Below are 20,646 nucleotides of genomic sequence, written 5' to 3'. Positions count from 1 at the left end.
GATGGCACGGTTCCCGAAGGGCTACGTCAAGCCCACCGACTCCTGCGACAGCTGCCTGGCCTGGGGAAACTTCAGCGGCCGCCTCTGCCCCACCTGCTACATGTTCGGCCGCGGCCACGACGCGGCCGCATGCACCGGCTGCCACCGCGTCCAGCCGCTGAAGTGGAACTACTGCCGCCTGTGCTGGTGCCAGGCCCGCCTCAGTGCGAAGGCCGTCGTCGGCCGGCCCACGGACGAGACGGACGTGCGGGACCGGCTCGCCGCCGTCCGGCATCACCAACTGTTCTTCGTCGGGATGCACTACCGCAGGAGACCGACCCCCGCGGCTCGGACGCGCGGAGGACGGCGGGGAACCCCGCCCAAGCCACCTTCTTCACCGGCCTGGCGCCCGGATGCCGGCTGGCGGCAGCTACCGCTGTTCGCACAGATCCCCCGTGACTACAGACGGCTCGCTCTGGCCGACGCCGATCTGACCAGCCCGTGGCTGGCCTGGGCAAAGTATCTTGCCTACCGGCTCGCCGAGGCCCGCGGCTGGGGACGTAACATCCGCTTCGCGGTCAACCGCGGCCTGGCCCTCGTCCTCACCGGCTACGTCGAGGGCGACGTCATCCGGCACACGGAGATCTTCGCCCCGCTGCGGGCCCTGGACCTGCCGGTCGGCCACACCGTCACGGTCCTGGACAAGATGGAGATCTTCGAGGATGACAGCGAACCCTCCTTCGAACGCTGGCTCGCCGAGAGGCTGGAGGGTCTCGCACCCGGCATCCGCTCGGAGGCCGAGCGCTGGACCCGCGTCCTGCGCGACGGCGGCCCCCGCAGCCTCCCGCGACGGGAAGGCACGGTCTGGCTCTACCTCAACCGAGTTCGCCCGGCCCTGCTGGAATGGTCGAACCTCTACGACCACCTGCGCGAGGTGACCCGCGACGACGTCCTCACCTACATCAAGACACTGCACGGCCACCAGCGCCACGACCAACTCGTCGCCCTGCGCTCGCTGTTCACATGGGCCAAGCGGAATGGGCTGATCTTCCGCAACCCCACCAGTCGGATCAAGGTCGGGCAATACGAGTACGCCGTGCTGCAACCGCTCGTCCCCGAGCAGGTCGACCGCTCCGTCGCGGCGGCCACCACCCCGGCGACGCGGCTCATCCTCGCCCTCGCAGCGGTCCACGCCGCCCGGGTTGCCCAGATCGCCAACCTCATGCTCGACGACGTCGACCTCGGCAACCGGCGGCTGACCATCGCCGGGCGTGTCCGCCCGCTCGACGATCTCACCCGGAAGCTGCTGCTGGACTGGCTGGAGCACCGGCGCCGCCGGTGGCCGAACACCGCGAACCTCCACCTACTGATCAACAACCAGACCGCCACGAAGACCAGCCGCGCCAGTAACCACTGGATCAGCGCCGCGATGCGCGGGCAGGACGCGACGCTGGAACGGCTCCGGGTCGACCGGCAACTCGAAGAGGCCATGACCCACGGGCCCGACCCGCTCCACCTCGCCGAGGTGTTCGGGCTCGACGAGAAGACCGCGATGCGCTACGCGGACTCCGCACGGGCGCTGCTGCACCAGGCCGCTGAACAGCCACTTCAGTGAAGTCTGCTTGACCAGTCCACGCCTTTGCTGAGGATGAGCACGCCAGGCAGAGTCAGCATCCGGGACCGATCGGCGGAGACGATGTCAGGGCGAGGGCAGCGTTCCGCAGCTGGGCCGCCCACGTCTGCTGGTCAAGCCCCAACGTGTACTCGATGCAGCAATCGCATTGCGGGATCAGCGCCACGAACGATTGCTCCGCCGCGGTCTCGACCTCCGTCTCCCACCAGTCGTCCGTCGTCAGGTCAGCGGGAGTTATCTCTCCATCGATGAGTCTCGCCGCCATCCGGCGCAGAGCATGGCGCCGTGCCAGGCTCCGATCCGGCAACCCGATCCCGGACTCGGCAAGTGCTTGCTCGAACGCGTCGCGAATATCGCGGGCATCCGCGTTGCGAGGCCAACCGGCGAGCTCGCACAGTGTTGGGGTGTCCAGTCCGGCTGCGAGCGCCTCAGCAGCGATCATCGGCAGATCCTCTGGGCGTATCTCATCCGCCTGATAACGGCACGCCACCTCACCCAGAGATGTGAGCCCATTCTGCATAGAGGTTTCCGGTTCCGGTGTCGTTCCTTCTGCTCTCATGACTCCTACGGTGTCAGCACGTTTCCAGGGAAGGCACCCAGGGGCGGGCCCGCTCGGCACCCACCCCGCGTGTTCGCCTGAACCGGAGGCCGAACCCACGAGAACACGACCGCCCATCCTCGGGTTCCCGCGAAAAGACCTTCAGTTTCCGCGAACTCGCGGGCCTCGCGGGGCTTGAGGAACATCGGAACGAAAACCGGCGCTAAGCTCTGCCCGGTGCTGAGAGGGTTTTGACCTGGGCTTCTGTGGGGGTCGAACCTTCGGCAGTCGTATTGATCGATTGTCTGGAGGTCCGGGGTGCCGGTCGAGTTTTTGACGGATGAGCAGGCTGCCGCGTACGCGGCGTTCCGTGGGGCGCCGTCGCGTACGGAGCTGGAGCGGTTCTTCTTCCTGGACGACCCCACGGACGTGCCGGTGGAGGTGGTGGACTACCTCGCCGAGCAGCTCGATATCGGGGACGCGTCGGTGTTGAAGGCGTACGGCGAGCGGGAGAACACCCGGCTGGAGCACGTGCGGGAGTTGCGGCGGGTCCTGGGGTACCGGGAGCTCGCCGAGGCGGAGCCGGAGTTGCGGGCGTGGGTGGACGCGCGGGCCTGGACGACGGGCGAGGGCCCGAAGGCGTTGTTCGACGCGGCGGCCGGCTGGCTGCGCGAGCGCCGGGTGCTGCTGCCCGGGGTGACGACGCTGGCCCGGCTGGTCGCCTCTGTGCGGGAGGCGGCGAACCAGCGGCTGTGGGACGCCTTGTACGGGCTGTTCGGCGGTTCCGCCGCGGCGTCTGGCGGAGCTGTCGCGGTACGGGGTGGACGGCAAGGCGTCGCTGCTGCGGCGGCATGGCGATTCGCGGCGGCTGGCGACGCTGCTGGCTACCGCGGTCTACCTGACGACCCGGGCGGTGGACGACGCGCTGGACCTGCTGGAAGTGCTGATCGCGACGAAGCTGCTGGCCAAGGCGGAGCGGGAGACGGTCAAGGAGAAGATCAAGACCCTGACGCCGCCGCTGGACTCGGATGCGGACGAGGCATGGCGGTCGATGCTGGTCACCCGGTTCGGCACGGTCCGGCCGTTCTTGAAGCTGCTGGTGAAGGTGGTCGATTTCGGCGCGGCTCCGGAGGGGCTGCCGGCGCCGACCGCGCTCAAGTCGCTGCCGGAGCTGATGGGGCGCAAGAAGGTGGGCCCGGCCGAGATCGACACCGGCCTGCTGGTGGGGTCGTGGCGGCGCCTGGTGCTGGCCGCCCCGCACCTGGAGCCGGGCACGGTGGACTGGAAGGCGTACGTGTTCTGCGTGCTGGAGCAGTTCCACCGGATGCTGCGTCGGCGGGAGGTATTCGCGAAGAACTCCTCCAAGTGGGGCGACCCGCGGGCGAAGCTGCTGGCCGGCCAGGCGTGGGAGCAGGCCAAGCCCACCGTGCTGGCCTCCCTCGGGCTGCCGGCCGCGGCGGACGAGCACCTGGCGGCGCGGGCCGCGCTGCTCGACGGGACCTACCGGGAGGTCGCCGGACGGCTGCCGGACAACGCGCAGATCGTGTTCGACGACGACGGCCGGCTGCACTTCGCCGCCCTTCAGCCGGAGCCCGAACCGGCCTCCCTGCTCGATCTGCGGGCCGCGGTGAACGCGATGCTGCCCCGAGTCGACCTGTCCGAGGTGCTGCTGGAGGTGTTCTCCTGGACCGGCGCCGACACCGCGTTCACCTGGGTCACCGGCGGCGAGGCCCGGTTGAAGGACCTGCACGTCACGATCGCCGCGCTGCTGGTCGCGCACGGCTGCAACGTCGGCTACACCCCGGTCATCAGCGGCGTGGACGCGTTGAAGTACGGGCGGCTGTCCCACGTCGACCAGACGTATCTGCGCCTGGCGACCTAACGGGCCGCCAACGCCACCCTCATCGAGCACCAGGCGTCCATCGGCCTCGCCCGCGCGTGGGGCGGCGGGCTGGTGGCGTCGGGGGACGGGATGCGGTTCGTGGTGCCGGTGCCGAGCGTGTACGCGCGGCCGAACCCGAAGTACTTCGGGCGCCGGGGCGGCGCAACGTGGCTGAACGTGATCAACGACCAGGCGGCGGGGCTCGGCGGGAAGGTCGTGGCCGGCACCCCGCGCGACTCGCTGTACGTGCTGGACGTCCTCTACGACCGCGACGGCGGCAAGCGCCCGGAGATGATCGTCACCGACACGGCGAGCTACAGCGACATCGTGTTCGGGCTGCTCACGCTCGCCGGGTTCGCGTACGCGCCGCAGTTGGCGGACCTGCCGGACCAGAAGATGTGGCGCATCGACCGCACGGCCGACCACGGGGCCCTACGACGTGATCCGGATGCTTTCCCGGGACGGGCGTCCGACGCCGTTGGGGGACGCGATCGCGCACTACGGGCGGATCGCCAAGACGCTGCACATCCTGCGCCTGGCCGACGAGCCGGGCTACCGCCGCCAGATCAAGGTGCAGGCCAACCTCCAGGAAGGCCGCCACGCTCTCGCGCGGAAGATCTTCCACGGCCGGGGCGGGCAGCTCTACCAGCGCTACCAGGACGGTATGGAGGACCAGATCGGCGCCCTCGGTCTCGTCCTCAATGCCCTGGTGCTGTTCAACACCCGCTACATGGACGCCGCCGTCGCCCAGCTGCGGGCGGACGGGTTCGGCGTACGGGATGAGGATGTGGCCCGCCTCTCGCCGTTCGTGCGGCACCACATCAACATGCTGGGCCGCTACTCCTTCTCCCTGCCGGACCTGCCCGGCGGCCTGCGGCCCCTGCGCGACATGGACGCAGTCGACGAGGAGTGAGAAGCGTTCAGCGGCCCGTCGCGGCCGGGTGCCAGGGGGCGTCCGGCCGGGTGGGTCGTGCGTCGGCGGGCAGGTCGAGCGGGGCGGCGGGGTCGGTGGCGATGACGTGGACGACCGTGCCCGCCGCTGCGTCGGCGATGCGTGCGCGCAGCCTCAGCAGGAGGGTGACGCACAGCAGGCCGGTGCCATCGGCGTGGACCTCGTTCAGGGTCCAGCCGTCGGCGAGGGCGTCGACCAGGTCGCGGCCGAAGAAGTGGACCGCGAAGCCGCCGTGCTCGTAGATGTCGTCACCGTGCGCGGTGCCGGCTCCGTAGTGGGCGTCGCCGGTGTGCCGCACGGTGTAGACGAAGGTCCCGCCGGGCCGCAGGACACGGCGGACCTCGCCGACCAGGGCGTGGAGTTCCTTCGTCGACAGCGCCATGCACAGCAGCATGTGCGCGAAGACCGCGTCCACCGAGGCGTCCGGCAGCGCCAGCGGCTCGCGCACGTCGTGCACCGCGGTGGCCACCCGCTCATCGACTCCCTGGGAGCAGGCCACGTCACGCAGCTGCTCCAGGCCCACGGGGCTGAAGTCGGTCGCCTGGACGGTGAAGCCCTCGCGGGCGAAGAACAGCGCGTCGCGGCCGTGCCCGGCCCCCAGCTCCAGCACGTCGCGGGCCCCCGCAGCACGGAACACGGCGGCGGCGTGGACTGGCGCGGTGGGGGCGCAGGTCAGCAGCAGGGTCCGGCATGGCGGTTCTCCTCGGTGATTGTCGCTCGTTCCGTTGCCCTGTTCGTCGTCGCCGCCCTCTTCGAGATCGGCGGCGCCTGGCTGGTGTGGCAGGGCATCCGCGAGCACAAGGGATGGACGAGTGAGACCCGGCGGGCCGCCCTGGCCGCCGAGATGTGCGGCGCGCTCAAGCGCAGCTGCCCCGGCTCGGATGCGCGGCTGATCGGCTCACTGGGGGCGGGCACCGCGGACGCCTTCAGCGACATCGACATCGCGTGGGTCGTGCCGGACGCGCGGTTCCCGGACTGCCTGGCACGCGCGGTGGCGGCCCTGGGCGGGGTCCGGCCGGTCGACGGGGTGCGTGTCGACCCGGACTTCTACCGCTCCGACCGCCGCCGCGTGCTGTTCGTCAGCTTTGCGGGGCTGCCGCTCTTCTGGCGGCTCGATCTGGACGTACGGACCGCATCGGTCGCGGACGACGCGCACTACGACGCGGGGAACCCGGCCGCGCGCGCCCGCGAAGGCGAGTGGTCGCGGCCGGCCAGTGCGCTGGCCAACGCCGTCGGGGCCGTGAAGGCCGTGGCCCGGGGACGGGACGGCGAGGCCGGGGGGCTGCTGGAGCGGGGGTTCGAACGGATCGGGGAGGACGGCCGGGCCGGCGGCGCCTGGGTGGACGACGTGACCCGGCTCGCGCACGCCGCCGCACGGCGCGATCCCGCCCTGGCGGGCCGCGCCGCCCGGGTCGCCGCGCTCGCCGAGCGGCACCTCGGCGGGGGCGGCGGCTGACGCCCGGCCCCCGCTGCGGGCAGCCGCAGGGGCGGCGGACGACCAGGGGGCAAGGCCCGCTCCGTACCCATGCCGCCATTGTCCCGGAAGCGGCAATCGCCCCCGCCCCGCTACGGCTCCGGCGGCGCCCCCGCCGCCGGGCCCGGGTCGCGGCCGCCCGGGTGGCGGTGGCGCCAGGTCCAGAAGACCGCCGTGCCGGCGATCGCCCAGCCCGCCAGCACCAGGTACGGGAACGGGTGCTGGTGCCCCGCGAAGTACACCGCCGTGTGCTGGGCGTTCACCGACGCGCCGGGCGGCAGCCAGCGGCCGATCTCGCCCAGCGGCGACGGCAGCAGCGGCCACGAGACGGCGCCGCCCGACGACGGGTTGCCGATCAGCACCATGACCACCCACGTCGGGAGGATCGCCCACCGCCCCATCAGGGTGTTGAACATGGTGAAGACCATCCCCGACGTGAACATCGTCAGCGCCAGCGTCAGCCACGACTGCGGGAACGGCAGCCGCACCACCCCCAGCAGCAGGTCGACGACCGCGTAGATCGTGAAGCCGCCGAGCAGCGCGTACGCCGCCGTGAACGCGATCCGCTCCGCCGGGTTCAGCGTGCGCGCGTGCACGCTCAGCTGGATGGCGCCCATGAAGCCGACGATCACCGCCGCGAGCGAGATGTAGAAGAGCGCGAGCCCCTGCGGGTCGCCGGACTGCATCGGCTTGATGTCCCGTACGGTCAGCGGCACCCCGACCCGCTTCGCCACCCGCGGCGCCTCCTCGGTCAGCAGTTGCGCCACCGACGCGCCCGCCGCGCCCGACAGGTCCACCCGCATCCGGTCCGGCGCAACCCGCAGGACCGCGAAGACCCGCTGCTCCTCCACCGCGTCCCGGGCCTGGGCGTACGTGCCGTACGGGCGCAGCTCCACCGAGGCGTCCATGGCGTCTTCGAGGCCGCTGACGAACGCCCGCGCGCCCGGCTCGGCGTCGACGTCGCCGACGACGGCGACCGGCAGGTTGTGCGGCGTGGGGTTGGCCATGGCGGCGGTGTACGAACCGGCGAAGAGCCCCGCGACGGCGGCGAGGAGCAGGGCCAGGACCACCGGGGTGAGGAAGGGCCCGGCGCGGAAGGCGCGGATCTGCTCGGGTACGGGCTGCGGGAGGACGGCGGCGGGCCGCAGCCGGCGCGTGCCGCGCAGCCGGGGGCGCGGGCGTACGTGCGTGCGGAGCACCCGCGCCCGCGACCCCGCCCGCCCCCGTCGCCGCCGCCGCTCGTCCCCGGTCACAGACGACCAGCTTAGTGTGATATACGGCTTTTGCCCTGTTCGAGCCGCCGCCGAAATGATTCGCCGCCGCCCCCGCCCGGGTGAGATCCTTGACTCCGTATGTCCACTTCCGCCGCCCCCAGCTTCGCCGACCTCGGCGCCCGCCTCTCCGCGCTCACGCTCCGCGACGAGCAACGGCTCGGCCGCCGCCTCGACGGCGCCCGCCGCGTCCGCAAGCCGGAGGCGCGGGCCGCCGTGCTCGCCGAGATCGCCGCCGCCGTCGACGCCGCGGAGCTGACCGCCGAGCGCCGGCGCGCCGCGGTGCCCCCGGTGTCGTATCCGCAGGAGCTGCCGGTCAGCCAGAAGAAGGACGACATCCTCGCGGCCGTACGCGACCACCAGGTGGTGATCGTCGCGGGCGAGACGGGGTCCGGGAAGACGACCCAGATCCCGAAGATCTGCCTGGAGCTGGGCCGCGGTGTACGGGGCCTCATCGGCCACACGCAGCCGCGCCGCATCGCCGCCCGCACGGTCGCCGAGCGCGTCGCCGAGGAGCTGCGCACCCCGCTCGGCGAGGCGGTCGGGTGGAAGGTGCGCTTCACCGACCAGGTCGGCGGCGACACCCTCGTCAAGCTCATGACGGACGGCATCCTGCTCGCCGAGATCCAGACCGACCGCGAGCTGCGCCAGTACGACACGATCATCATCGACGAGGCGCACGAGCGCAGCCTGAACATCGACTTCCTCCTCGGCTACCTCGCCCGCCTCCTCCCCCGCCGCCCCGACCTCAAGGTCGTCATCACCTCCGCGACCATCGACCCGGAGCGCTTCTCGCGGCACTTCGGCGACGCCCCGATCGTCGAGGTCAGCGGGCGTACGTATCCGGTCGAGGTGCGCTACCGCCCGCTCGTGGAGGAGGGCGAGGAGACGGACGCCGACCGCGACCAGACCACCGCCATCTGCGACGCCGTCGACGAGCTGCAGGCCGAGGGCGACGGGACGGGCGACATCCTCGTCTTCCTCTCCGGCGAGCGCGAGATCCGCGACACCGCGGACGCGCTGGCGAAGCAGCAGCTCCGCGGCACCGAGGTCCTTCCCCTCTACGCCCGCCTCTCGCACGCCGAGCAGCACCGCGTCTTCCAGCGGCACGGTGGCACCAGGCGCGTCGTGCTGGCCACGAACGTCGCCGAGACCTCGCTGACCGTCCCCGGCATCCGGTACGTCATCGACACCGGCTTCGCCCGCATCTCCCGCTACAGCCACCGCACCAAGGTCCAGCGCCTGCCCATCGAGCCGATCTCGCAGGCCAGCGCCAACCAGCGCAAGGGCCGCTGCGGCCGGCTCGCCGACGGCATCTGCATCCGGCTGTACTCGGAGGAGGACTTCCTCGCCCGCCCCGAGTTCACCGACGCCGAGATCCTCCGGACGAACCTGGCGTCCGTCATCCTCCAGATGACCGCCGCCGGCCTCGGCGACATCGAGAAGTTCCCCTTCATCGACCCGCCGGACAGCCGCAACATCAAGGCCGGCGTCCAGCTCCTCGAAGAGCTGCACGCCCTCGACACGGACCGCAAGGATCCGAAGAAGCGGCTCACCCAGACCGGCCGCAAGCTCGCCCAGCTGCCCGTCGACCCGCGGCTGGCGCGCATGGTGCTGGAGGCCGAGCGCAACGGCTGCGTGCGCGAGGTCATGGTCATCGCCTCCGCCCTGTCCATCCAGGACCCGCGCGAGCGCCCCGCCGACAAGCAGCAGCAGGCCGACCAGCACCACGCCCGCTTCCGCGACGAGTCCAGCGACTTCCTGACGTTCCTCAACCTGTGGCGCTACGTGCGCGAGCAGCAGAAGGCGCTGTCGTCGTCCGCCTTCCGCCGCATGTGCAAGCGTGAGTTCCTCAACTACCTGCGCATACGCGAGTGGCAGGACATCTACGCGCAGCTGCGCACGATCGCCCGCGGCATGGACATCCACGCCGACGCGGACCACGACGCCGCGCCCGAGCTGGTCCACCGCTCGCTGCTCGCGGGGCTGCTCTCCCACATCGGGCTCAAGAACGCAGGGGGGGAGGGCGGGAGAGAAGGAGCCGCGAAGAACGAGTATCTGGGCGCGCGCAGCGCGAAGTTCGCCGTCTTCCCCGGCTCCGCGCTGTTCAAGAAGCCGCCCCGCTGGATCATGTCGGCCGAGCTGGTCGAGACCTCCCGCCTGTGGGCCCGGGTCAACGCGAGGGTCGAGCCCGAGTGGGTCGAGCCGCTGGCGCAGCACCTGGTCAAGCGCACGTACAGCGAACCGCACTGGGAGAAGGACCAGGCCGCGGTCATGGCGTACGAGCGCGTCACCCTCTACGGCGTGCCGCTGGTGGCCCGGCGCAAGGTCAACTACGGCCGCATCGACGCCGAGACGAGCCGCGACCTGTTCATCCGGCACGCGCTCGTCGAGGGCGACTGGCGCACGCACCACAGGTTCTTCGCCGCCAACCGCCGCCTCCTCACCGAGGTCGAGGAGCTGGAGCACCGGGCCCGCCGCCGCGACATCCTCGTGGACGACGAGACCCTCTTCGACTTCTACGACCAGCGCATCCCGGAGGACGTCGTGTCCGGGGCGCACTTCGACTCCTGGTGGAAGAAGCAGCGGCGTGCGGACGGCGCGGAGCCGGAGCTGCTCAACTTCGAGAAGTCGATGCTCATCAACGAGCAGGCGGAGGGCGTCACCAAGGACGACTACCCCGACGCGTGGCGGCAGGGGAAGCTGAAGCTGCGGGTGACGTACCAGTTCGAGCCGGGCACGGACGCGGACGGCGTCACCGTGCACGTACCGCTGCAGATCCTCAACCAGGTCGTCCCGGAGGGCTTCGACTGGCAGATCCCGGGGCTGCGCGAGGACGTGGTCACCGAGTTGATCCGCTCGCTGCCGAAGCCCGTCCGGCGCAACTACGTACCGGCGCCGAACTACGCGAAGGCGTTCCTGGAGCGGGCGTCGTCCCCGGAGGGACGCGATCAGACACAGCCGGTGCAGGAGCCGCTGACGACGGCGCTGGCGCGGGAGCTGCAGCGGATGGTGGGGGTGCCGGTCACGGCGGAGGACTTCGACTGGGGCCGGGTACCGGACCACCTGAAGATCACGTTCCGGGTGACCGACGAACGGCGCCGGAAGCTGGCGGAGTCGAAGGACCTGGAGGAGCTGCGGCTCAGGCTGAAGCCCCGGACGCAGGCGGCGATCACGCGGGCGTTCGACGAGGCCGCGGCGGGCGGCGGCGGACGGGCCGGCGGGAAGGGCGCCCGCAGCGGCGGCCCGGCGGGCGCCGAGGGCGGGCCCGCGCTCGACCGGCGCACCGGCCTCACGTCGTGGACCGTCGGCACCCTCCCCCGCACCTTCGAGACCCTTCCCCAAGCTCTCGGCTCCGCTCAAGCAGGGGATACCCCATTCTCCGGCCACACCGTCAAGGCGTACCCGGCGCTGGTGGACGAGGGCGAGTCCGTCGCCGTGCGGCTGTACGACACCGAGGCGGAGCAGACCGCGGCCATGTGGGCCGGCACCCGCCGGCTGATCCTGCTCCAACTTCCCTCCAACCCCGCGAAGTTCGCCAACAACACGCTGTCCAACCAGGCGAAGCTGGCCCTCTCCCGCACCCCGCACGGCAGCGTCCAGGCCCTCTTCGAGGACTGCGTCACCGCCTCCGCCGACCGGCTCATCGCCGCCCGCGGCGGCCCCGCGTGGGACGAGGAGGGCTTCCGCAAGCTCTTCGACGCGGTACGGGCCGACATCGTGGACGCGACGATGCAGACCATCCGGCAGGTGCAGGAGGTGCTGGCAGCCTGGCACGCCTGCGAGGGGCGGCTGCGGGCCGTCAGGAGCCCCGTGCTGACGGAGTCCGCGGCGGACGTACGCGAGCAGCTGGCGTGGCTCGTGAAGCCCGGCTTCGTCACCGAGCACGGCGCGGGCCGGCTGCCGGACCTGCTGCGGTACCTCGTCGCGGCGGACCGCCGGCTGCAGCAGCTCCCCACGAACGCGCAGCGGGACCGGGCGCGGATGGCGAAGGTCAAGGAGATGCAGGACGAGTACGCGTGGCTGCTGGAGCAGCAGCCGCGGGGGAGGCCGGTGCCGCGGGCGGTGCGGGACGTGCGGTGGATGATCGAGGAGCTGCGGGTCAGCTACTTCGCGCACGCGCTGGGGACGGCGTACCCGGTCTCCGACAAGCGGATCGTGAAGGCCGTCGACGCGCTGGTTCCGCCGGCCCGCTGAGCCGCCGGAACCGGGTTCGACCGGGGGCTCGCGCTGGGGTAGAGTCATGCACGCGCATTCGCGCACGCAAGGTCCTGTGGAGCAGTTTGGAGTGCTCGCCACCCTGTCAAGGTGGAGGCCGCGGGTTCAAATCCCGTCAGGACCGCACAGTCTCCCGCGGCCATGTCCGAGGCCGCGCCCGCGACGAAGCCGCCGACAGACGCAGCAAATCCCGTCAGGACCGCACAGTCTCCCGCGGCCGTGTCCGAGGCCGCGCCCGCGGCGAAGCCGCTGACAGACGCAGCAGGTCCCGTCCGGATCGCATAATCTCCCCAACCCCACCGGCCTCCGCCGTCACGGCGGAGGCTTTCTGCCCCTCCCGTGACGCGTTACCGCTGGTACGCGGTCTAGACCGGCTGCTCGATTCCTTGACGGCCGTCCGGCCACTGGGTACCCAGGGGCTATGACGACGACCGTGCGGCACGAGACGAAGGCCCTCCTGCGCGCCCATCTGTCCGCCGCGTCGTCCTACGGGCACCTCACCCCCCACTGCGCCGTCTGCAGCCGGCTGCTGCGGCTGGCGATGGAGTCGTCGCCCGAGATCGCGGACGCGAAGGACGCGAAGGACGCGGCGGTGGACGGTGACGCGACGGACCCGGACCCGGCAGGCCCGGCGGGCCCGGGCGAGGCGACGCCGGCGGAGTAGGCCGGGAGTTGGCAGGGGGATCAATATCGCAATGATTACCAGGCCCGCAAGGCGGCCCGGCTGTGACGGGGATCACTAATTCGGTTTCGATAGAGGGGGATTTACACCCCCCTTAGGTCGGGTCAATTTTGTATATGCAATTGCACCCCTGCCCGGACGGGCACCCTCATCCACCCCCGCCCCGCCCGCCTCACGCACGCGAACGGCCCCCGGCAACCGCCCCGGGGAGGGCGGCCACTGGGGGCCGTGCGGCACATCGCGCTGGACCCGGCGGAGTCCAGCGCGATCGACGACGCTGCGTCGCCCGCGTTCCGAGAGGGCGGTGAGCCGGGCTAGGGGGTCCCGGCCAGCCCCGACGACGCGGGTGGGTCAGGCCTCGCTGCGCTGCTGCGGAATACCCGCCAGCAGGGCGCGGACCTCCGCCTCGCGGTAGCGGCGATGCCCGCCGAGCGTGCGGATCGACGTGAGCTTGCCGGCCTTCGCCCAGCGCGTGACCGTCTTCGGGTCAACGCGGAACATCGTGGCTACCTCGGCGGGGGTCAGCAGCGGCTCGGCGTCAGGGGTGCGAGCGGTCATGAGCGGCCTCCTCGGGAGAACCGAACCTTCTCGGTTCTTTCCTCTAAATTCTGCACCTTGACCCTCGTTGACCGATATGGCCAACGGGGGTCGAGTCGGTAATAGGACGAACGGCTTGTCCTCGGCACTACAACTACACCATCTGTCCAGCGGCGTCGGCCAAACCGATGGAATTGCCCTCTGAGGTGTTCAACCTCGACGGATCCCGCTGGACCGGGCCATAGCGGACAGTCACGCCATCGTGACGATCAGTCACAGCACCACCAGGGGTCACAACGCCTCCCACGAGAGGATCAATGCTCGGCATTCCACCCTAAGTTGGACGGAACATACCCCATCTGGACTCCTTGCCCTATATCGTCACCCAGGCTACGCGTTGACGGCAAGACCCAGGTACGTGCTTTCCATCACGCTTGACCAATTAGCCTGGTTCGGGACCTTCGTCCGGGACGAAGGCCCCGGGGGCCGGGGGCCGAACGGCCCCTTCCGCGCCGGGGCATGGCGGGACACTAGTCCGGATTTGTTCGTCGCACTAGAGAGCGCTTGTCCAGCGCCCGCCCGACGCCGGAGGGTTCGGCGCCCCGTACGCCCGCGCTCCCGCCCTCCGCCGCACGCGCCGCGACGGCCACCGGCGCTAGCTGGCGAACTGCCGCTCGCGCACCGCGCTCCAACGGTCCGTCAGCCGCTGGTACGCCCTCCCGGCCCGCTCCTCGTCCCCCGCGGCCAGCGCCGCCAGGCCCTCCGCGACCTCGGCCGCCGAGCGGTCCTCCGCCAGGTGCTCCTTCGGCAGCACGTGCACGAGCCCGCCGTAGTCCAGCTCCACCAGCGACCGCGGATGGAACTCCTCCAGCCACTTGCCGACGTCCACGAGCCCCTCGACCAGCGGCGCCTGCCCCACCGCGTCGCGCAGCGCCTTCAGCCCGCGCGCGACCCGGCGCCTGGCCTGCACCATCGGCGTGCGGTAGCGCAGCAGCGTGCGCGCGCCTGTCTCGTACTCCTTCTCGTCGTCCGAGAAGAGCACGAACCAGCGCATCGGCACCGTCCACACCGCCGACCTGATCCACGGCCGGGCGTCCGGGTTCGCCACCCGCCAGCGGGCGTGGTCGGCGAGCGCCTGCTCCCGTACGACCTCGGGCAGCGCCGCCTCCAGCACCGGCCGGGGCAGCTCGTCGACCAGCTCGTCCAGCGCCAGCCAGCTGCGCAGCCGGGTGCGCCAGGGGCAGACGCACGTCACGCCGTCGACGTCGGCGACGAAGGCGTCCCCGCTCTCGTGCGCCGGGGCCGCCGTCGGCGGGGTGCCGGCCAGCCCGGCCAGGGCGCGCAGCAGCTCGTCCTGGCTGGTGGGGGTGGCCTCGCGGGCGGCGTAGCGGTACCAGTGGGTGCGTTCGGGTTCGGGGAAGGCGGCCAGTGGCTCGTACACGCGCAGGTACGTCGCGTACGGGATCACCAATGACGACACCACGGCCACGCCTTCTCCCCTCTCCCAGCTACGTACCCGAGTCTCCCGCAGACTATGGTGCTGAGTCCTCCGGGGGGACGCTCCCGGACCCACGACCCCGCCGGGGGTCCCGGAAGGCGGGCGCCGTTCTACGCTTATGCCACTACCTGCCCTCCCCACCCCTGGAGGGCAGCAGCCCGCGACCAAACCGGAGTCACCACCGTGACCGACGTTCTCTCCACACTCTTCCGCTCCGACCAGGGCGGCCATGAACAGGTGGTCCTGTGCCAGGACCGCGAGACCGGCCTCAAGGCGGTCGTCGCCATCCACTCCACCGCCCTGGGCCCGTCCCTGGGCGGCACCCGCTTCCACGCCTACGCCTCGGCGGACGACCCCGAGCAGGCCGCGGTGCTGGACGCGCTGAACCTCTCCCGCGGCATGTCGTACAAGAACGCCATGGCCGGCCTCGACCACGGCGGCGGCAAGGCCGTCATCATCGGCGACCCCGAGACCGACAAGACGGAGGGCCTGCTGCTGGCCTACGGCCGCTTCGTCGCCTCGCTGGGCGGCCGCTACGTCACGGCGTGCGACGTCGGCACGTACGTCCACGACATGGACGTGGTCTCCCGTACGAACCGGTGGACCACCGGCCGCTCCCCCGAGAACGGCGGCTGCGGCGACTCCTCCGTACTGACGTCGTTCGGCGTCTTCCAGGGCATGCGCGCGGTGGCCGAGCACCTGTGGGGCACGTCGTCGCTGCGCGGGCGGCGGGTCGGGATCGCCGGGGTCGGCAAGGTGGGGCACATCCTCGTGGACCACCTGGTCGCGGACGGTGCGGAGGTCGTGATCACCGACGTGCGGCAGGCGTCCGTGGACCGGGTGCTGGCGGCGCACCCCGGCGTGGCGGTCGCGGCCGACACCGACGCGCTGATCCGCGAGCCGCTGGACGTGTACGCGCCGTGCGCGCTGGGCGGCGCCCTGAACGACGACACGGTGCCGGTCCTCGCCGCGAAGGCCGTCTGCGGCGCGGCGAACAACCAGCTGGAGCACCCGGGCGTGGAGAAGGACCTGGCCGACCGCGGCATCCTCTACGCCCCGGACTACGTGGTCAACGCGGGCGGCGTCATCCAGGTCGCCGAGGAGCTGCACGGCTTCGACATGGACCGGGCGCGGGCGAAGGCCGCGCGGATCTTCGACACGACGGTGGAGATATTCCGCCGGGCGGCGTCCGACGGCGTGCCGCCGGCGGTGGCGGCGGACCGGATCGCGGAGCAGCGCATGGCGGACGCCAGGCGCCGGGGCTGAGCGCCGGGCGCTCTTTCGCCCGCCCGGCGCCCGGGTGCGCGCCCGGGCGCCGGGCGGGCGCGCGCCGGAGCGGGCGAAGGGGCGCACGTCGGCCCGCCCCGAGCCCTGCGAGAACGTTCACCAAGGCAAAGGATCGGCGGCACGTAACGCATGTCACCACCGCGCGGCGGGTCGCTCCTCGTCAGACGATAGAATCGGGTCTTGACCAGCGGGGACGCGGGCTTCACCGGGATCGGCGGCGGGGCCTGTGCTGCGAGCGACGTACCGTCAGGGTGCAGAAACAGGTACCGTTGAACCCCGATGGACGGTCCCTCTCACCGAGGGTCCGCATCCGATCATGAACGCGTGTCAGACTCTGGGGCCATCGAGCCCCGTCGTTTGAGGGGGTCGACCCATGGGGCGCGGCCGGGCCAAGGCCAAGCAGACGAAGGTCGCCCGCCAGCTGAAGTACAACAGCGGTGGGACTGACCTCTCACGCCTTGCCGAAGAGCTGGGCGCATCGACGGCGAAGGAGCCGTCAAACGGACAGCAGCAGCAGGTCGAGGAAGAGCCGTCCGACGACGACCTGTATGCACGCTATGCCGAGTTGTACGACGACGAGGACGACGAGGACGGCGAGGACTCGGCCGGTTCGTCGGAGCGGCGTCGCGGGGCCTGAACCGCAGGCAGCAAATCGGAGCTCGGCTCGGGGACACCCCCGGACGGGCCCTTTTTGCTGCCCCGAACCGGCCGGGGGCGACGGGGTCAGCGGGCATAGTCCCCCGTCAGCACCACGCCGCCGGCCTCTCCGCCACCGGACCCGTCTCCGCCGAACCCCTCTCCGCCGACCCTCTCTCCGCCGGCCCCTTCGCCGTCAGCCGCTGCCCGCGCCTCGCGCACCTCGCCGGCGACCCAGGCGTCGACCCCGCGGTCCGCGAGCAGCGCGAGCGTGACGTCGACCGACTCCTGCGGCACGACGGCGACCATGCCGACGCCCATGTTCAGCGTCCGCTCCAGCTCCGCCCGCTCGACCCGGCCCACCTCCCCGACCACGTCGAAGACCGGGCCCGGCGCCCACGTCCCCCGGTCGACCACGGCCCGTAGCCCCTCCGGCACCACCCGGGCCAGGTTGCTGGCGAGGCCGCCGCCCGTGACGTGCGAGAAGGCGTGCACCTCGGTGGCGCGCAGCAGCGCGAGGCAGTCCAGCGAGTAGATCTTCGTCGGCTCCAGCAGCTCCTCGCCGAGCGTGCGGCCGAACTCCGGCACCGCCCGGTCCAGCGCCCAGCCGGCGCGGTCCAGCAGCACGTGCCGCACCAGCGAGTACCCGTTGGAGTGAAGGCCCGAGGAGCCCATCGCGACGATCGCGTCCCCCGTACGGATGCGATCGGCACCCAGCACCCGGTCCGCCTCGACCACGCCGGTGCCGGCGCCGGCCACGTCGTACTCGTCCGGCCCCAGCAGCCCCGGGTGCTCCGCCGTCTCGCCGCCGACCAGCGCACAGCCGGCCAGCACGCAGCCTTGGGCGATGCCCTTGACGATCGCCGCCACCCGCTCCGGGACCACCTTGCCGACGCAGACGTAGTCCGTCATGAACAGCGGTTCCGCGCCCGTGACCACCAGGTCGTCGACGACCATCGCGACCAGGTCGTGCCCGATCGTGTCGTGCACGTCCATGCGCTGCGCGACCGCGACCTTCGTCCCCACCCCGTCGGTCGCGGAGGCGAGCAGCGGGCGCTCGTAGCGCTTGAGGACGGAGGCGTCGAAGAGGCCGGCGAAGCCGCCGAGCGCGCCGACCGACTCCGGCCGGCGGGTCTTCCGCACCCACTCCTTCATCAGCTCGACGGCGCGGTCACCGGCCCCGATGTCGACGCCCGCGGCCGCGTAAGAGCCGGCGGCGGGGGCGGCGTCGGGGGCGGGGGGCTGGCTGGCACCAGACATGGCGTTGGGGTCCTCCGGGTAGGTCAGCACGTCGTACGCGTCCGGCAGCCGGCGCGGAGAGGGGCCTACGGGCGGCGCAGGGCGTCGGCGGCGTCGGGCCCGCCGGCGACCTCGGTCTCCAGCAGGTGCTTGCCCAGCAGCTCCGGGTCGGGCAGCTCCATCGGGTACTCGCCGTCGAAGCAGGCGCGGCAGAGGTTGTTCTTAGGGATGCCGGTGGCCTCGATCATCCCGTCGGTGGAGATGTACGCGAGGGAGTCCGCCCCCAGCGACTGCCCGATCTCCTCCACCGACGCGCCGTTGGCGATCAGCTCGGCGCGGGTGGCGAAGTCGATGCCGAAGAAGCACGGCCACTTGATCGGCGGCGACGAGATGCGCACGTGCACCTCGGCGGCGCCGGCCTCGCGGAGCATGCGGACGAGCGCGCGCTGTGTGTTGCCGCGGACGATCGAGTCGTCCACCACGACGAGGCGCTTGCCGCCGATGACCTCCTTGAGCGGGTTCAGCTTCAGCCGGATGCCGAGCTGCCGGATCGTCTGGGACGGCTGGATGAAGGTCCGGCCGACGTAGCTGTTCTTGACCAGCCCGGCCCCGTACGGGATGCCGCTGGCCTCCGCGTACCCGATGGCCGCGGGGGTGCCGGACTCGGGCGTGGGTATCACCAGGTCGGCGTCGGCGGGGGCCTCGGCGGCGAGCTGGCGGCCCATCTCGACCCGGGAGAGGTACACGTTCCGGCCGGCGATCTCGGTGTCGGGGCGGGCCAGGTACACGTACTCGAAGACACACCCCTTGGGCTTTGCTTCGGCAAAACGACTGGCGCGCAGCCCGTTCTCGTCGATCGCGATCAGCTCGCCCGGCTCCACCTCCCGGATGAAGCTCGCCCCGACGATGTCCAGCCCGGCGGTCTCCGACGCCACCACCCAGCCCCGGTCCAGCCGCCCCAGCACCAGCGGCCGGATGCCCTGCGGGTCCCGGGCGGCGTAGAGCGTCTGCTCGTCCATGAACACCAGGCTGAACGCGCCCTTGACCCGCGGCAGCACCAGCGGCGCGGCGTCCTCCACGGTCAGCGGCTTGCCGTCGTCGTCCACCTGCCCGGCGAGCAGCGCGGTCACCAGGTCGGTGTCGTTGGTCGCCACCGCCCGCCCGCCGCGCGAAGCGCCGTCCGGCGGCAGCGCGGCGACCATCCCGGACAGCTCGGCGGTGTTGACCAGGTTGCCGTTGTGACCGAGCGCGAGCGACCCGTGCGGGGTGGCCCGGAAGGTGGGCTGCGCGTTCTCCCACACGGAGGCACCGGTGGTCGAGTAGCGGGCGTGGCCCACGGCGATGTGGCCCTGGAGGGAGCCGAGGGAGGTCTCGTCGAAGACCTGCGAGACCAGGCCCATGTCCTTGAAAACGAGGATCTGCGAACCGTTGCTCACCGCGATGCCCGCGGACTCCTGTCCCCGGTGCTGCAGTGCGTACAGTCCGAAGTAGGTGAGCTTGGCGACCTCCTCGCCCGGGGCCCAGACGCCGAAGACGCCGCAGGCGTCCTGGGGGCCCTTCTCGCCGGGAAGCAGGTCGTGGCTGAGTCGTCCGTCACCACGTGGCACGTCATCGAGTCTAAGGCAGGTTGGCCCAGGCACCCGAACGGCAAGAACGTGGCCCGGATCACGTCCCACCCTCCGGGCGGGCCCGTGCCGGCCCGGTTCAGGAGGGACGGCCGCCGGGTTGCCAGTTGTGGACCTCGACGGACGCGTACGCGTTCGGGGTCAGGAGCGCGCGGGCCGTCTCCCGGTCCGGGGCATGGAGCAGGGCGGCCGTGCCCAGCCAGGTGGTGCCGTCGTCGGACAGCAGGGGGCCGTACGCGATCAGGTCGTCCCGGTCCCGGGGCGGGTCGAGGTCGGCGGCCGGGGCGGCGCCGAGGCCCAGGACGAGGTAGCGGCTGCCGCCGGTGCGGCCGCCGGGGAAGTCCCACATCGTGCGGCCCAGCGCGTTGCGCCAGCGGCGCAGCAGCACGTCGCGGTACGCGCCCGCCTGGTAGCCGGGCTCGTCGAAGGCGAACGCGCGGGCGGTGGCGGCGTCCGGCAGGTCGAGGATGTGGACGCTGCCGGTGGGGGTGTCACCGTCGGCGGCGCTCAGCGTCGGACCGCGGGCGATCATCTCGGCCGCGTACCGGTCCATGTAGGACCAGTGCTCTTCCAGCAGCTCGTACCGCAGCTCCAGGGAGCCGGGCCGGTCACGGTGGTAGCAGAAGAACTCCATGGCCTCAGTCTTCTACACCCGCCGTCGGCACCGTCGTGCCCGGTCAGGCGAGGACCGGGAGGACCGGCGACAGGTCCGCCCGGTCGCCGCTGGCCGTGACCGCGCCCTCCGCCAGGGCCACGGCCCAGTCCGTGCGGCCCGTCGCCAGGCGGATCCACGTCAGCGGGGCCGCCTCCACCACGTTCGGCGGGGTGCCGCGGGTGTGGCGCGGGCCCTCTGTGCACTGGATCGCCGCGTACGGCGGGATGCGGACCTCCACCGCCGCGCCCGGGGCCTTCGCCGCCAGGGCGTCCGCCAGGACGCGGACGACGGCGGCGACCGCGTCCCGGTCCAGGGGGATGTCGACGCCTGTGGCGCGGGCCAGGTCGTCGCTGTGCACGACGAACTCGACAAGGCGGGTGACGGTCAGGTCGAGGGCCGTCATCGGGCCGAAGCGGTGCGGCAGCAGCCGGTCGGTGCGTACGGCCTCGGGCCTGGCCGCCGCCAGTCGGGCCGCCGCCGCGTCGAGCGCCGCGGCCAGCGCGTCGGGCCCGGTCCCGTGCTCCGCGGCGATGCGGTCGG

Annotated in this window: 14 protein-coding genes, 1 tRNA gene and 2 pseudogenes; 8 read left to right on the top strand and 9 right to left on the bottom strand. The window is 72.0% G+C overall.

All coding sequences use genetic code 11. From position 1 onward, the window contains the following. Position 1 precedes the first annotated feature (1 nt). Positions 2-1,594: a tyrosine-type recombinase/integrase gene (locus ABD317_RS07565; protein ID WP_344289011.1), complete on the top strand. Its 1,593-nt coding sequence runs from the start codon at positions 2-4 to the stop codon at positions 1,592-1,594. A 52-nt stretch (positions 1,595-1,646) separates the two neighbouring features. Here ABD317_RS07565 and ABD317_RS07560 read toward each other — a convergent pair whose 3' ends face one another. After that, positions 1,647-2,171, bottom strand: coding sequence for a hypothetical protein (locus ABD317_RS07560; protein WP_344289009.1), 525 nt, complete (start codon positions 2,169-2,171; stop codon positions 1,647-1,649). 297 nt (positions 2,172-2,468) lie between these two features. Between ABD317_RS07560 and ABD317_RS07555 the strand changes: the two are divergent. Beyond that, positions 2,469-4,945, top strand: a pseudogene (locus tag ABD317_RS07555) (Tn3 family transposase). 7 nt (positions 4,946-4,952) lie between these two features. Here ABD317_RS07555 and ABD317_RS07550 read toward each other — a convergent pair. Then, positions 4,953-5,621 (bottom strand): methyltransferase domain-containing protein, encoded by a 669-nt coding sequence (locus tag ABD317_RS07550; RefSeq protein WP_344289008.1) that lies wholly within the window; start codon positions 5,619-5,621, stop codon positions 4,953-4,955. A gap of 69 nt (positions 5,622-5,690) precedes the next feature. On the opposite strand from ABD317_RS07550, the pseudogene ABD317_RS37785 reads away from it, so the two are divergent. Continuing rightward, positions 5,691-6,080: pseudogene (locus tag ABD317_RS37785) on the top strand (hypothetical protein); the annotation flags it as partial. Positions 6,081-6,550: 470 nt separating this feature from the next. Here the strand turns inward: ABD317_RS37785 and ABD317_RS07540 are convergent. After that, positions 6,551-7,624, bottom strand: a complete 1,074-nt coding sequence (locus ABD317_RS07540) for an ABC-2 transporter permease (protein WP_425582304.1) — start codon at positions 7,622-7,624, stop codon at positions 6,551-6,553. A gap of 186 nt (positions 7,625-7,810) precedes the next feature. On the opposite strand from ABD317_RS07540, the gene hrpA reads away from it, so the two are divergent. The 3 genes from hrpA to ABD317_RS07525 all read left to right on the top strand — a co-directional run bounded on the left by hrpA (position 7,811) and on the right by ABD317_RS07525 (position 12,611). Continuing rightward, positions 7,811-11,926 carry an ATP-dependent RNA helicase HrpA gene (gene hrpA / locus ABD317_RS07535; protein ID WP_344289006.1) on the top strand — a complete coding sequence of 1,372 codons (4,116 nt, stop codon included), beginning with the start codon at positions 7,811-7,813 and terminating at the stop codon, positions 11,924-11,926. A gap of 70 nt (positions 11,927-11,996) precedes the next feature. Beyond that, positions 11,997-12,071: transfer RNA gene (locus tag ABD317_RS07530), tRNA-Asp, on the top strand. A 297-nt stretch (positions 12,072-12,368) separates the two neighbouring features. Next, a complete protein-coding gene (locus ABD317_RS07525; protein WP_344289005.1) occupies positions 12,369-12,611 on the top strand; it encodes a DUF6274 family protein in 243 nt (80 codons plus the stop codon). A 369-nt stretch (positions 12,612-12,980) separates the two neighbouring features. Here ABD317_RS07525 and bldC read toward each other — a convergent pair whose 3' ends face one another. Then, positions 12,981-13,187, bottom strand: coding sequence for a developmental transcriptional regulator BldC (gene bldC, locus ABD317_RS07520; RefSeq protein ID WP_003949541.1), 207 nt, complete (start codon positions 13,185-13,187; stop codon positions 12,981-12,983). A gap of 634 nt (positions 13,188-13,821) precedes the next feature. Continuing rightward, complete coding sequence (locus ABD317_RS07515; protein WP_027754193.1) at positions 13,822-14,655, bottom strand: DUF8083 family protein; 834 nt, start codon at positions 14,653-14,655, stop codon at positions 13,822-13,824. Positions 14,656-14,847: 192 nt separating this feature from the next. Between ABD317_RS07515 and ABD317_RS07510 the strand changes: the two genes are divergently transcribed. Both ABD317_RS07510 and ABD317_RS07505 read left to right on the top strand, forming a co-directional pair. Next, entirely contained in the window at positions 14,848-15,930 is a 1,083-nt protein-coding gene (locus tag ABD317_RS07510; RefSeq protein ID WP_344289004.1) for a Leu/Phe/Val dehydrogenase, read from the top strand. Positions 15,931-16,324: 394 nt separating this feature from the next. Continuing rightward, positions 16,325-16,588 (top strand): DUF3073 family protein, encoded by a 264-nt coding sequence (locus tag ABD317_RS07505; protein WP_027754195.1) that lies wholly within the window; start codon positions 16,325-16,327, stop codon positions 16,586-16,588. 86 nt (positions 16,589-16,674) lie between these two features. On the opposite strand, the gene purM is transcribed toward ABD317_RS07505, so the two are convergent. The 4 genes from purM to ABD317_RS07485 form a co-directional block, all read right to left on the bottom strand. Continuing rightward, entirely contained in the window at positions 16,675-17,847 is a 1,173-nt protein-coding gene (purM, locus tag ABD317_RS07500) for a phosphoribosylformylglycinamidine cyclo-ligase (protein ID WP_344289028.1), read from the bottom strand. A 65-nt stretch (positions 17,848-17,912) separates the two neighbouring features. Next, positions 17,913-19,433, bottom strand: coding sequence for an amidophosphoribosyltransferase (gene purF / locus ABD317_RS07495; protein ID WP_027754197.1), 1,521 nt, complete (start codon positions 19,431-19,433; stop codon positions 17,913-17,915). Between the two features lie 97 nt (positions 19,434-19,530). Continuing rightward, positions 19,531-20,085 carry a YciI family protein gene (locus ABD317_RS07490; RefSeq protein ID WP_344289003.1) on the bottom strand — a complete coding sequence of 185 codons (555 nt, stop codon included), beginning with the start codon at positions 20,083-20,085 and terminating at the stop codon, positions 19,531-19,533. Positions 20,086-20,128: 43 nt separating this feature from the next. Then, the coding region (locus ABD317_RS07485) for a sterol carrier family protein (RefSeq protein ID WP_344289002.1) at positions 20,129-20,646 on the bottom strand (518 nt) is incomplete at its 5' end.

This window comes from Streptomyces synnematoformans, from assembly GCF_039531005.1.
Classification (GTDB): domain Bacteria; phylum Actinomycetota; class Actinomycetes; order Streptomycetales; family Streptomycetaceae; genus Streptomyces; species Streptomyces synnematoformans.
This window is presented reverse-complemented; position numbering and strand designations above follow the sequence as displayed.

Excerpts from the sequence above, each read along its gene's own strand:
- ABD317_RS07560 (WP_344289009.1), bottom strand. The coding sequence starts at position 2,171 with ATGAGAGCAGAAGGAACGACACCGGAACCGGAAACCTCTATGCAGAAT.
- ABD317_RS07490 (WP_344289003.1), bottom strand. The coding sequence starts at position 20,085 with ATGGAGTTCTTCTGCTACCACCGTGACCGGCCCGGCTCCCTGGAGCTG.
- ABD317_RS07505 (WP_027754195.1), top strand. The coding sequence starts at position 16,325 with ATGGGGCGCGGCCGGGCCAAGGCCAAGCAGACGAAGGTCGCCCGCCAG.
- purM (WP_344289028.1), bottom strand. The coding sequence starts at position 17,847 with ATGTCTGGTGCCAGCCAGCCCCCCGCCCCCGACGCCGCCCCCGCCGCC.
- ABD317_RS07525 (WP_344289005.1), top strand. The coding sequence starts at position 12,369 with ATGACGACGACCGTGCGGCACGAGACGAAGGCCCTCCTGCGCGCCCAT.
- hrpA (WP_344289006.1), top strand. The coding sequence starts at position 7,811 with ATGTCCACTTCCGCCGCCCCCAGCTTCGCCGACCTCGGCGCCCGCCTC.
- ABD317_RS07565 (WP_344289011.1), top strand. The coding sequence starts at position 2 with ATGGCACGGTTCCCGAAGGGCTACGTCAAGCCCACCGACTCCTGCGAC.
- bldC (WP_003949541.1), bottom strand. The coding sequence starts at position 13,187 with ATGACCGCTCGCACCCCTGACGCCGAGCCGCTGCTGACCCCCGCCGAG.